The following is a 12,146-nucleotide window of genomic DNA, read 5'->3' as shown; positions in this document are numbered from 1 at the left end:
ATGCGTCAAATCACTGACCGTCAATGCCCGTTCGCGCTCGCGGGGCCAAGGCGAGCGCTACGGACGACCAGTCGGATCAGACGAGCCATCCTGGCTCGCTTCAAATAACGCCATGGCCTCGACATGTGCCGTCTGAGGAAACATATCGAGAATCCCGGCACGTTTTAACCGGTAGCCCTGCTTGATCAATTCGACCGTATCGCGCGCCAGAGTTGCAGGGTTGCACGACACGTACACCAACCGTTTGGCGCCCAAGGCCGCCAGCTTGCGCACCACCTCGAAAGCACCGTCGCGCGGTGGGTCCAAGAGTACCGCAGAAAAGCCGTTTCCGATCCACTCGGCATCGGTCAAAGGCTGGGATAAATCGGCCTGAAAAAACTTTGTGTTATGCAAATTGTTACTGGCGGCATTGGCCGCCGCGCGATCAACCATGGTCTGCACGCCTTCGACCGCCACCACTTCACGCGCAGCTTTTGCCAGCGGCAAGGCAAAGTTGCCGAGACCGCAGAACAGGTCGAGCACGCGCTCATCCGCTGTCGGTTTCAACCACTCCAGCGCCTGGGCGACCATGGCCTCGTTGACCCCGGCATTGACCTGGATGAAATCCCCCGGCCGGTAAGCCAATTGCAGATCCCACTGTTCCAGGTGATAGCCAAGCGACTGTGCATCATCCACCGGCTGCGGTTCGCCTTCGCCATGCAGCCAGAGCTGCGCTTCATGGAACGCGCAGAAATCCTTGAGAATCGTCAGGTCGGCTTCGGACAGCGGCGCCATGTGACGCAGCAGGACGGCGAGTGACGAGCCACTGAACAATTCCACATGCCCCAGCGCCTGAGGTTTGCTCAAGCGACGCAGCATCTCCGGCAAGCGGGTCATGATCGGCTGCAAGGGCTGTACCAGCACCGGGCATTCGCTGATCGCAACGATGTCCTGGCTGCCGGCGGCACGGAAACCGACTTCAAGCTTTTTGGCCTTGCTGTCCCAGCGCACGGCGATCCGGGCGCGGCGACGGTAGCCGAATTCGGGACCGGTCAACGGCGCCGCCCACTCCTCGGGTTCGGCTCCGGCGACTCGCGACAACTGCTCGGCGAGCATGCGCTGTTTCAGGGCAAGCTGTTCGTTGTGGGGCAAATGCTGGACGCTGCAACCGCCGCAGCGGCCGGCGTGCTGGCAAGGTGCGGGACGACGCAATTCACTGGCGCTGAACACGCGCTCGGTACGCGCCTCGACCACTTTGCCGTGGGCGCCTAGCACCCGCGCTTCGACCTCTTCACCGGCGAGGGCGCCGAGGACGAACCAGGTTTTGCCTTCAAAAAACGCGATGCCGCGACCGTCATTGGCCAGGCGCTCGATGCTCAGGCGCTGCTTTTTGCCGGTCGGGATTTGCGGGGCCTTGCTGCCGCCGGTGGGCTGGAAGCGCAGGCCTCTCTCGTGCTTGGCCATCAGTTGGGCGCGTCGAAAATGCCGGTCGACAGGTAACGGTCGCCACGGTCGCAGATGATCGCAACGATCACCGCGTTTTCAACTTCTTTGGACAGGCGCAGCATCGCTGCCACTGCACCGCCCGAGGACACGCCGCAGAAGATGCCTTCTTCGCGGGCCAGACGCCGGGTAACGTTTTCGGCCTCGCTTTGCGCCATGTCGACGATGCGGTCGACGCGGTCGGCCTGATAGATCTTCGGCAGGTATTCCTGCGGCCAGCGGCGGATGCCGGGAATGGCCGAGCCTTCCATCGGTTGCAGGCCGACGATCTGTACGTTGTCGTTCTGCTCCTTGAGGTAGCGCGACACGCCCATGATGGTGCCGGTGGTACCCATGGAGCTGACGAAATGGGTGATGGAGCCCTGGGTCTGACGCCAGATTTCCGGGCCGGTGGTGGTGTAGTGCGCTTCAGGATTGTCGCCGTTGGCGAACTGATCCAGCACCTTGCCACGGCCTTCGGCTTCCATCCGCTGGGCGAGATCGCGAGCGCCTTCCATGCCCTCTTCCTGGCTGACCAGAATCAGCTCTGCGCCGTAAGCGGTCATCGCCGCTTTACGTTCGGCGCTGGAGTTGTCCGGCATGATCAGGATCATCTTGTAACCCTTGATCGCGGCGGCCATCGCCAAGGCGATCCCGGTGTTGCCCGAGGTCGCTTCGATCAGCGTATCGCCTTCGTGGATCTGCCCGCGCAACTCGGCACGGGTGATCATCGACAGCGCCGGACGATCCTTGACCGAACCCGCCGGGTTGTTCCCTTCAAGCTTGAGCAAAAGGGTGTTGCTGGTGACACCGGGCAGGCGCTGCAAACGCACCAGCGGCGTGTTGCCGACGCAATCGGCGATGGTTGGGTACTGCAAGGTCATGGCGTTTTTCGCAATCCGGACAGCGGGGGCGCCTATCATACCGGCAAACCTGCGCAGGCCATATCACGCAAAGTGTGGTGCTTATGGTTTCTTGGAATAAGCAGTAAAAGTCTCACCAGTGGTGAGACTTTTTAAAGAGTGTCGGCAGTGCTGACACTTTCCTGTGCCGCTCACACAATCTGCGGGCGGCCCATGTCCACTGTGGGATCTGGCTTGCCAGCGAAGACTTCAGGAATGACAGCACTGTCCTCCGCCACCAAGCGCAGATTCAGTCGCAATCCCGACGGGCCATTCTCAGCCCACAAAGTACCGCCCTGGCGTTGCACCGCGTTCCTCGCGATGCTCAGGCCCAGACCGAATCCACCATCCCCCGGCCGCGAGCCGTCGAGGCGGATGAAGGGCGAAAAGATCCGCTCAAGATCCGCGTCGGCCACACCACCGCCCTCGTCCTCCAGCCACAGGTGCCAGTAATCGCCCTCCCGTCGACCGTCGAGCCGCACGATGCCGCCCGGTGGCGAATGACGAATCGCATTGCGCAGGATGTTTTCCAGAGCCTGGGCCAGGGTGTTGAGATTGCCGCGTACCCAGCAGGAAGCTTCAACACCGCACTGCAACTGCCCCACCGGACAGCAGCTTTCGTAGCAGGCGTTTTCCGTGAGCATTTCCCACAGCGCCTGAATCTGGATCGCTTCGTCCGGCAACGGTGCGCGTTCGGTGTCGAGCCAGGCCAGTTGCAGGGTGTCCTCCACTAGTCGCTGCATCACGTCGACTTCGCGACCGATGCGCTCGCGCAACGGTTGCAGCTGTTGCTCGCTTTCACTGGCGACCCGCAACCGGCTCAGGGGCGTGCGCAGTTCGTGGGACAGGTCGCGCAGCAGTTGCTGTTGCAAGGCCACGGTGGACTGCAGGCGTTCGGACATCGAATCGAAGGCGCGGGCCAGTTCGCCGAGTTCATCGGGGCGCTGGGTGATGCCGCTCGACAACCGCACATTCAGTTCATCGGCGCGCCAGGCGTTGGCCTGCTCGCGCAGATTGTTAAGCGGCACCACCAGCAGGCGATACAGGCCGACGCACAGCAGCAGGGTGAACAGGCCGGGAATCACACCGTTGGTTATGACCCGCCAGAACACCCGGTATTTCCCCGGCAGGAATCGCTCGGGCAACTCGATGACCAGACTGCCGGCAGTCGGGTCAGTGGGGAACGGAACCCGCAGCCACGGTCGGCCCCTTTTATGAATCGGCCAGTCCAGACCTCGCAGGAAGGTCAGGTGCTGAAGCTCTTGAGCGTTGAACGGTTGGCTGCCCAGCGACTGCAGGTTGCCGCCGATCACGCCGACCCAGCCGGCCTCGCGCAGCTCCATGCTTTGCAACCAGCTATCGATGCCATCGCGCTCGCCCTGCTGCCAGGCGCGCTCCGCCTCGGCGGCATAACGGCTCAGGGTGCGACGGGCGTCGTCGGAGAGGAACTGATTGCGCTGCTCCATGTACCAGCCCCAGGACCAGCTCAGCCAGATCATCAGCAGACAGAACGCCACCAGCAGACAGGCGAGCTTCCAGAACAGCGAGTGCCGGCCCGGCAGGTCAGACACTTTCATCGACGGCACTCAGAACGTAACCCTTGCCCCACACCGTGCGCACTTCGCGCTCGGTGTAGCCGACCGACTTGAGTTTGCGGCGAATCTGGCTGATGTGCATATCAAGGCTGCGATCGTGGGCCGCATAACCGCGCTGAAGAACGTGCTGATAAAGGAAGGCCTTGCTCAGCACTTCCTCGTCGTTGCGATTGAGGGTTTCCAGCAGGCGGTATTCGCTGCGGGTCAGGCCGGCGGGCTGGTCGAGGTAGAACACCTCGCACTGCTCGTCGTCGAAGCGCAGCCCGCCGACCGGCACCACCGCAGCGACGGCCGTCGGGCGACGATCAAGGGCAACCCGGCGCAGGATCGCTTCAATGCGCACATGCAGCTCGGCCATGCTGAAGGGTTTGGGCAGATAGTCGTCGGCGCCAAGGCGGAACCCGCTGATGCGGTCGGCCTCGGCACCGAGGGCTGACATCAGCAACACCGGGGTGGAATGGCTCTGACGCAGTTGGGTCAGGACATTCAGTCCATCGAGCCCCGGCAACAGAATGTCCATCAACACCACATCGAACGGCTGGCGCCGGGCGATACTCAGGCCTTCGCTGCCGTTCTGGCACCAGGTGACCTGAAAGCCGCTGCGGCCCAGATGTTCATGGACATAGGCACCGAGGACGGGGTCGTCTTCGATGGAAAGAATGCGGGGTTGGCCAATGGAGACAAGAGTCATGACTATCTGCAAATAATTCTCAGTTGGGCGATTATTCAAGATTGCCCCGCGCCCGGCAACCCAAGCTTGACCTGTCGGACAGATGACAGGTGCCCAAGCGAAGAACAACGACATCATTTTTCCCGACAACGTCCCTGAGCAAATCGCTACACTGCGCCGATACCGCGTGCCGGACGCACGTGTGAGTCAACAATCAGCGGGATGCAGGAGAAAGGCGTGCTCAAGAAACTGGGAATCAAAGGTCGCGTGTTGCTGCTGACCCTGTTGCCGACCAGCCTGATGGCACTGGTGCTGGGCGGGTATTTCACCTGGACGCAGCAGTCCGACCTGCAAGCCCAATTGATGCAGCGCGGCGAAATGATCGCCGAGCAACTGGCCCCGCTGGTAGCACCGGCCATGGGCCACGGCGATGCCGAACTGCTCGAGCGCATCGCCACCCAGTCCCTCGAACAACCGGACGTGCGCGCCGTGACCTTCCTCGCGCCCGACCGCTCTCCTCTCGCCCACGCCGGCCCGACCATGCTCAATCAGGCGCCCAGCGGCGACAGCGCGCACCTGCTGCGACGCAGCGGCAACGATGCCACCCGCTATCTGCTCCCGGTCTTCGGCAAACACCGCAACCTCGCCGGCGAGCTGATCCCGCAAGAGTCCGACCGTTTACTCGGTTGGGTGGAACTGGAGCTGTCGCACAACGGCATGCTGTTGCGCGGCTATCGAAGCCTGTTCGCCAGCCTGCTGCTGATCGGCGCAGGTCTGGCCGGCGCCGCGTTGCTGGCCCTGCGCATGGGCCGCACGATCAACCGCCCGCTGGGCCAGATCAAACAGGCCGTCGCGCAGCTCAAGGACGGTCACCTGGAAACCCGTCTGCCGCCATTGGGCAGTCAGGAGCTGGATGAACTGGCGTCCGGCATCAACCGCATGGCCGGCACCCTGCAAAACGCCCGCGAAGAATTGCAGCACAGCGTCGATCAGGCCACCGAAGACGTGCGCCAGAACCTGGAAACCATCGAGATCCAGAACATCGAACTGGACCTGGCCCGCAAGGAAGCGCTGGAAGCGAGCCGGATCAAATCCGAATTTCTCGCCAACATGAGCCACGAGATCCGCACACCGCTGAACGGCATTCTCGGTTTCACCCACCTGTTGCAGAAAAGCGAGCTGACCCCGCGCCAGCTCGACTACCTGGGCACCATCGAAAAATCCGCCGACAGCCTGTTGGGGATCATCAACGAGATCCTCGACTTCTCGAAGATCGAGGCCGGCAAGCTGGTGCTCGACCATATCCCGTTCAACCTGCGCGACCTGTTGCAGGACACCCTCACCATCCTCGCCCCCGCTGCCCACGCCAAGCAGCTGGAACTGGTGAGTCTGGTGTACCGCGACACGCCGCTGTCGCTGGTCGGTGATCCGCTGCGCCTCAAGCAGATCCTGACGAATCTGGTGAGCAACGCGATCAAGTTCACCCGCGAAGGCACCATCGTCGCCCGCGCCATGCTCGAAGAAGAAAACGACGACAGCGTGCAGTTGCGCATCAGCATTCAGGACACCGGTATCGGGCTGTCGAACCAGGATGTACGCGCGTTGTTCCAGGCCTTCAGCCAGGCCGACAACTCGCTGTCGCGCCAACCCGGCGGTACCGGTCTGGGGCTGGTGATTTCCAAGCGTCTGATCGAACAGATGGGCGGCGAAATCGGGGTCGACAGCACGCCGGGCGAAGGTTCGGAGTTCTGGATCAGCCTGAACCTGCCCAAGACCCGCGACGACGCCGAAGACCTGCCCGCCGCGCCATTGCTCGGGCGTCGGGTGGCGGTACTGGAAAACCATGAACTGGCGCGTCAGGCCCTGCAGCATCAACTGGAAGACTGCGGCCTCGACGTCACGCCGTTCAATACCCTGGAAAGCCTGACCAACGGCGTCACCGGCGCCCATCAGACCGATCAGGCCATCGATCTGGCCGTGCTCGGCATCACCAGCAACGACATGCCGCCCGAACGCCTGAACCAGCATATCTGGGATCTTGAGCACCTCGGTTGCCGGGTGCTGGTGTTGTGCCCGACCACCGAGCTGACGCTCTATCACCTTTCGGTGCCCAATCCTCACAGCCAGCTGCAATCGAAACCGGCCTGCACCCGCAAACTCCGTCGTGCGCTGTCGGACATGGTCAACCCGCGCCAGTCGCGCAGCGAACCGGGCGAACCGCTGTCGAGCCGCGCGCCGAAAGTGCTGTGTGTCGATGACAACCCGGCCAACCTGTTGCTGGTGCAGACCCTGCTCGAAGACATGGGCGCCAAGGTGCTGGCCGTGGAAAGCGGTTACGCCGCGGTCAAGGCGGTACAGAGCGAAAGCTTCGATCTGGTGCTGATGGATGTGCAGATGCCCGGCATGGACGGACGCCAGAGCACCGAAACCATTCGCCAGTGGGAAAGCGAGCGCCATTGCACGCCGCTGCCGATCGTCGCCCTCACCGCCCACGCCATGGCCAATGAAAAACGCGCGCTGCTGCAAAGCGGCATGGACGACTACCTGACCAAGCCGATCAGCGAGCGGCAACTGGCGCAGGTGGTGCTGAAGTGGACCGGCCTGGCGCTGCGCAATCAGGCGCCGGACCGTGGCGGCGAAAGCCTGCTGGGCAATCAGGAACTGCCGATTCTCGATCACGAAGAAGGTTTGCGCCTGGCTGCCGGCAAGGCGGATCTGGCGGCGGACATGCTGGCGATGCTGCTGGCCTCGCTCGAAGCCGACCGGGAAGCCATCCGCACCGCCCGCGACCATCAGGATCAGAACGCTCTGCTTGAACGGGTGCACCGCCTGCATGGCGCCACTCGTTACTGCGGTGTACCGCAATTGCGCGCCGCCTGCCAACGCAGCGAAACCCTGCTCAAGCAGGACGATCCCAAGGCCTCGGCCGCGCTGGACGAGCTGGAACGGGCGATCAATCGTCTGGCGGCCCAGGCGAAGATCAGCGCCTGATCCAGCGCAATGCCGGTCAACGTCGACGCAGCTACAGTTGTTGCGGGTGATTTGCGCCCGCGTCGATGCTCCAGGAGGATTTCATGCGCACGATCGTTTTCAGCAGCCAGTCCTACGACCGCGACAGTTTCCTCGCCGCCGACTGCCCGGCCGGGATCGAACTGCATTTCCAGCCGGCCCGGCTCAGCCTCGACACGGCTGCGCTGGCCGAACATCACGAGGTGGTCTGCGCGTTCATCAATGATGACCTCAGCGCCCCGGTGCTCGAACGCCTGGCTGCGGGCGGGACACGCCTGATCGCCTTGCGTTCGGCCGGCTACAACCATGTGGACCTGGCCGTCGCCAAACGCCTGGAGCTGGCCGTCGTGCGCGTACCGGCCTACTCGCCCCACGCGGTGGCCGAGCACGCGGTGGCGTTGATCCTCGCCCTCAACCGACGCCTGCACCGTGCCTACAACCGCACCCGCGAAGGCGACTTCAGCCTGCACGGTCTTACCGGCTTCGATCTGGTGGGCAAGACGGTCGGCGTCGTAGGCACCGGGCAGATCGGCGCGACCTTCGCGAAGATCATGCACGGTTTCGGCTGCGAACTGCTGGCCTACGACCCTTATCCTAACCCTGCCGTCGAAGCGTTAGGCGCGCGCTACCTGAGCCTGCCGGATCTGCTGGCGCAGTCGCGGATCATCAGCCTGCACTGCCCGCTCAACGAACAGAGCAGACACCTGATCAACCGCGATTCGCTGGCGCACATGCAACCGGGGGCGATGCTGATCAACACCGGGCGCGGCGGTCTGGTGGACACGCCGGCGCTGATCGACGCCCTGAAAGACGGTCAGCTCGGTTATCTGGGACTGGATGTGTATGAAGAGGAAGCGCAGCTGTTTTTCGAGGACCGCTCCGACCTGCCGCTACAGGACGACGTGCTGGCGCGGCTGCTGACGTTCCCGAATGTGATCGTCACCGCGCATCAGGCGTTCCTGACCCATGAGGCGCTGGGCGCGATTGCCGCGACCACCTTGCACAACATCGCGACCTGGGCGACGGGCACGCCGCAGAACCAGGTCGAAGGCTGAACGAACGGACTCAGACCGGAGGCGGCGTCGGGGTAATCGCCACGCACAGGATCAACAGCGCCAGCCAGCCGAATCCCAGCAAACGTTGCTTGAAGGAGTGCCCGCTGCGCAGCAGGAACCAGACAAACACCAGCGGCATCAGAAACGCCATGATCTTCAGCCAGCCTTCCACCGGACGCGAGCCATCCGGGTTCAGCACCGGCTCGACCGGCTGCGAACGACGGCGTCGCCCCGCAGCGGCCGGCATGATCTTCGGCCGCTCGGGGGCCGGCGGCGGAACGTAGGCCTCGGGCACGGCCTTGTTGCGCGGCAGGCTACCGAAGGAAATTGTCGACGTGCCCTTTTCGGCTTGAGGCGCCTGCGCCTCTGCCAGCGGGGCTCCGCAATGAATGCACGCCGTGGCTTCGGAGCTGATGCTCCGCTTGCATTCATAACATTCGATCAGCGCCATGTTCCGTTCCTTGAAAATGAAGGCGGCAGTTTGCCACGACTGCGGTGTCGATTTGAACCGGATCGAAGGTCGCACGCGCGCATCATTCTGCAATCAAGCCCGTGCTAGCATGTCGCGCATATTTGGAGGACCCATGGTCGAACACGATTTTCGCTACACCCTGATGAACCCGCAACACACCCTCACCGAATGCCGCGCCCTCGTTCCGGGCCGCTATCAGGTCACCGGCAACGGGGGCTCGATCCGCATCGGCGACGTGCTGGTCGTGACCCTCAAAGGCAGCAAGGACTTGTCCATGCGTCTGACCGTCGACACCGTCCGCCACCTGATCAACCCACCGGGTCAATGGACCGCAATGACCACCGGTCCGGTGTTCGGTGAACTGGCGATCCACACCTGGCAGGTCAACTGCGACAGCTGCGCCAAGGAGCTGAGCTTCGAATTCGCGGTGGACGCCAAGCTGGGCAAGCCTGCGGAAAAACCGGCCGCCACGGCACGTATTGCGGAGCTGGGCTGGAAAGCCGTCGGCGACAAACATCTGTGCCCGAAATGCCAGGAGCCGGCGTGATGAAACACCTGGCCCTGACCGCCGCTGTCGGCGCCGGCTTGATGGGTTGCGCCGCGGAGCCTGTGCAACTGCAACAAAACCGCAGCTACATTCTGGAATGGATCGGCGAGCGTCCGCTGATGGACTACAGCCACCTGACCGTGACCCTCGGCGATGATGGCCGGGCCTATGGCAATGGCGGCTGCAACCACTGGTTCGCGCCGTACACCCTGGAAGGCGACAAGCTGAGCTTCGGCAAAATCGGCAAGACCCGCAAACTCTGCGCACCGGCGCTGATGGAGCAGGAGCAACGCTTCCTCCAGGCCCTGGAGCACGTGGAGCGCTGGGACATCTCGCCGATCGAGCAGATGCGCTTCTGGCCGGCTGAAGGCAAGCCGTTGCGCTGGTGGCTGGAAGAGGGTTGATCCTTTAGATCGCCCCTCGATCATTCCCGCGCTCCGGCGTGGGAATGATCAGCCAAGACGAATCAATTGGTCGCCTGCAATGCCTCGAGCTTCGCCATCACCCCCGCCGCCGTCTGCTCGCCCATCAACTGTTCCCGCACCTTGCCCTTGTTGTCGATGATGTAAGTCACCGGCAAGGCTTCACTGCGCGGCAGCTCGAACAGTTCCGCCGGATCCTGCGCCAGCACAGTGAACTTGATGCCCAGCTTCTCGCTGGCGCTCTTCAGCTCTTCACCTTGCACGTTGTCGAAGTTGACCCCGAACACGCCGATCTTCTTGCCCTTGAGTTCGTCCGCCAGGTGATTGAGTTCCGGGATTTCCGTGCGGCACGGGCCGCACCATTCGGCCCAGTAATTGAGCACGACCCATTGTTTGTCGAGGCGCTCGGACGCCACTTTCTGCCCGTTCTGGTCGATGCCATAGTCGTTACCGCAGCCCCACAGCATCAACGCCCCGATGATCGTCAATGCCGCTGCCAGTGCCCGTGTCATGTCGTGTTCCTTGTGAAAAATTGAATGCGCCTGCGACCCATCGCCTCCCAAGGTTCTGGATTGCGCGCTGCACAGTTAGAATAGCCGCCACTCTACGCAATAAGCGACCCGCCCATGACCGATCTGACGCTTTATCACAACCCGCGCTGCTCGAAATCCCGCGGTGCGCTCGAACTGCTCGAAGCCCGTGGCCTGACGCCGAACGTGGTGCGCTACCTCGAAACCCCGCTGGATGCTGCGCAGATCAAGGCCCTGCTCGGCAAGCTGGGCATCAGCGCACGGCAACTGCTGCGCACCGGCGAAGACGAGTACAAGACCTTGAATCTGGCCGATGCCAGTCTCACCGAGAAACAATTGATTGAAGCGATCGCGGCCCATCCAAAGCTGATGGAGCGACCGATTCTCGAAGCCGGCGACAAAGCCGTCATCGGCCGTCCACCGGAGCAGATCCTGGAGCTGCTGCCGTGAGTGCGCCGTACATTCTGGTTCTGTATTACAGCCGCAGCGGCTCGACCAACGAGATGGCCCGGCAGATTGCCCGTGGCGTCGAGCAGGCCGGCCTCGAAGCGCGCCTGCGCACCGTGCCGGCGATCTCCACCGAGTGCGAAGCCGTGGCGCCGGACATTCCGGATGAAGGCGCGCTGTACGCCACATTGGATGACCTGAAGAACTGCGCCGGCCTGGCCCTCGGCAGCCCGACCCGTTTCGGCAACATGGCCGCGCCGCTCAAATACTTCCTCGACGGCACCAGCAACCTGTGGCTGACCGGCGCGCTGGTCGGCAAGCCGGCCGGGGTGTTCACCTCCACCGCCAGCCTGCACGGCGGTCAGGAAACCACCCTGCTGTCGATGATGCTGCCGCTGCTGCACCACGGCATGCTGATCACCGGCCTGCCTTACAGCGAGTCGGCGCTGCTGGAAACGCAGGGCGGCGGCACGCCGTACGGCGCCAGCCATCACGCCGGGGCCGACGGCAAAAGCGGCCTCGATCAGCACGAAGTGGCGCTGTGCCGAGCCCTCGGTGCACGCCTGGCCAATACGGCCCGGAAACTGGGGAACTGAGATGGCCAGAAAGCCGAAAGTCCTGCCCGCCGTCGAGTGGCTGGAACCACGAGTGCGGGCGATGCGGGTGATCAGTCTGCTGTGCTTTTTCGGCCTTGCCGGACTGCTCGCCGCGTATTACCTGGTGTTCGCCGACCTGCACGGCGCGCGGCCGTGGGTGATTCTGCTGATCGAGCTGATCCCGTGGATCGTGCTCGCACCAGGCATGATCATGGGTAGCGCACGCGGGCATTCGTGGATGTGCTTTGTGGTGAATCTGTATTTCATCAAGGGCGCACTGGCCGCATATGACCCGAGCCGACAGCTGTTTGGCGTGCTGGAGATGATTGCCAGTCTGGCGGTGTTCTGCTCGGCGCTGTTGTATGTGCGGTGGCGGTATCAGCTGAACCGCAAACTGGCGGGCGAAGGCGAAATCTCCGTCGCCTGACTGCGCTCCAACT

13 protein-coding genes are annotated in these 12,146 nt (G+C 63.1%); 7 read left to right on the top strand and 6 right to left on the bottom strand.

The window, feature by feature from the left end:
• Window positions 1–57: 57 nt before the first annotated feature.
• The 4 genes from rlmD to QRN46_RS13200 all read right to left on the bottom strand — a co-directional run bounded on the left by rlmD (window position 58) and on the right by QRN46_RS13200 (window position 4,649).
• Window positions 58–1,443 (bottom strand): 23S rRNA (uracil(1939)-C(5))-methyltransferase RlmD, encoded by a 1,386-nt coding sequence (rlmD, locus tag QRN46_RS13215; RefSeq protein ID WP_011335481.1) that lies wholly within the window; start codon window positions 1,441–1,443, stop codon window positions 58–60.
• Window positions 1,443–2,345, bottom strand: a complete 903-nt coding sequence (gene cysM / locus QRN46_RS13210; protein WP_041475402.1) for a cysteine synthase CysM — start codon at window positions 2,343–2,345, stop codon at window positions 1,443–1,445. Before cysM ends, rlmD begins: the two co-directional genes overlap by 1 nt.
• Window positions 2,346–2,515: 170 nt before the next feature.
• Window positions 2,516–3,940 (bottom strand): sensor histidine kinase, encoded by a 1,425-nt coding sequence (locus QRN46_RS13205; protein ID WP_201815946.1) that lies wholly within the window; start codon window positions 3,938–3,940, stop codon window positions 2,516–2,518.
• Window positions 3,927–4,649, bottom strand: a complete 723-nt coding sequence (locus QRN46_RS13200) for a response regulator transcription factor (RefSeq protein WP_221615385.1) — start codon at window positions 4,647–4,649, stop codon at window positions 3,927–3,929. The genes QRN46_RS13205 and QRN46_RS13200 overlap by 14 nt, the downstream gene beginning before the upstream one ends.
• A gap of 216 nt (window positions 4,650–4,865) precedes the next feature.
• Here QRN46_RS13200 and QRN46_RS13195 point away from each other — a divergent pair, with 216 nt between their 5' ends.
• Together QRN46_RS13195 and QRN46_RS13190 are read left to right on the top strand one after the other, a co-directional pair.
• A complete protein-coding gene (locus tag QRN46_RS13195; protein ID WP_285355100.1) occupies window positions 4,866–7,619 on the top strand; it encodes a response regulator in 2,754 nt (917 codons plus the stop codon).
• An 83-nt stretch (window positions 7,620–7,702) separates the two neighbouring features.
• A complete protein-coding gene (locus tag QRN46_RS13190) occupies window positions 7,703–8,692 on the top strand; it encodes a 2-hydroxyacid dehydrogenase (protein WP_285355098.1) in 990 nt (329 codons plus the stop codon).
• Window positions 8,693–8,702: 10 nt separating this feature from the next.
• Here the strand turns inward: QRN46_RS13190 and QRN46_RS13185 are convergent, their stop codons facing one another.
• Entirely contained in the window at window positions 8,703–9,143 is a 441-nt protein-coding gene (locus QRN46_RS13185) for a hypothetical protein (protein ID WP_285355096.1), read from the bottom strand.
• Window positions 9,144–9,276: 133 nt separating this feature from the next.
• Here QRN46_RS13185 and QRN46_RS13180 point away from each other — a divergent pair, with 133 nt between their 5' ends.
• A complete protein-coding gene (locus QRN46_RS13180) occupies window positions 9,277–9,711 on the top strand; it encodes a hypothetical protein (RefSeq protein ID WP_007957770.1) in 435 nt (144 codons plus the stop codon).
• The gene (locus QRN46_RS13175) at window positions 9,711–10,115 is read left to right on the top strand and encodes an META domain-containing protein (RefSeq protein ID WP_007957769.1); all 405 of its coding nucleotides are present in this window, start codon (window positions 9,711–9,713) and stop codon (window positions 10,113–10,115) included. Before QRN46_RS13180 ends, QRN46_RS13175 begins: the two co-directional genes overlap by 1 nt.
• Before the next feature lie 62 nt (window positions 10,116–10,177).
• Here the strand turns inward: QRN46_RS13175 and QRN46_RS13170 are convergent, their stop codons facing one another.
• Entirely contained in the window at window positions 10,178–10,645 is a 468-nt protein-coding gene (locus tag QRN46_RS13170; protein ID WP_285355093.1) for a TlpA disulfide reductase family protein, read from the bottom strand.
• A 114-nt stretch (window positions 10,646–10,759) separates the two neighbouring features.
• Here QRN46_RS13170 and arsC point away from each other — a divergent pair, with 114 nt between their 5' ends.
• Genes arsC through QRN46_RS13155 form a run of 3 tightly spaced genes read left to right on the top strand, consistent with a single transcriptional unit; the run spans window position 10,760 to window position 12,133 of the window.
• Window positions 10,760–11,113, top strand: coding sequence for an arsenate reductase (glutaredoxin) (gene arsC, locus QRN46_RS13165; RefSeq protein ID WP_011335489.1), 354 nt, complete (start codon window positions 10,760–10,762; stop codon window positions 11,111–11,113).
• Window positions 11,110–11,706 (top strand): NAD(P)H:quinone oxidoreductase, encoded by a 597-nt coding sequence (gene wrbA / locus QRN46_RS13160; RefSeq protein WP_011335490.1) that lies wholly within the window; start codon window positions 11,110–11,112, stop codon window positions 11,704–11,706. Before arsC ends, wrbA begins: the two co-directional genes overlap by 4 nt.
• A 1-nt stretch (window position 11,707) precedes the next feature.
• Entirely contained in the window at window positions 11,708–12,133 is a 426-nt protein-coding gene (locus tag QRN46_RS13155; protein ID WP_039772886.1) for a DUF2069 domain-containing protein, read from the top strand.
• The last annotated feature ends 13 nt before the right edge of the window (window positions 12,134–12,146 follow it).

This window comes from Pseudomonas sp. lyk4-R2A-10, assembly GCF_030209075.1.
Taxonomy (GTDB): Bacteria; Pseudomonadota; Gammaproteobacteria; order Pseudomonadales; family Pseudomonadaceae; genus Aquipseudomonas; species Aquipseudomonas glycinae.
The sequence above is the reverse complement of the archived record's forward strand: the minus strand, read 5'-3'. Positions and strand labels throughout refer to the sequence as shown.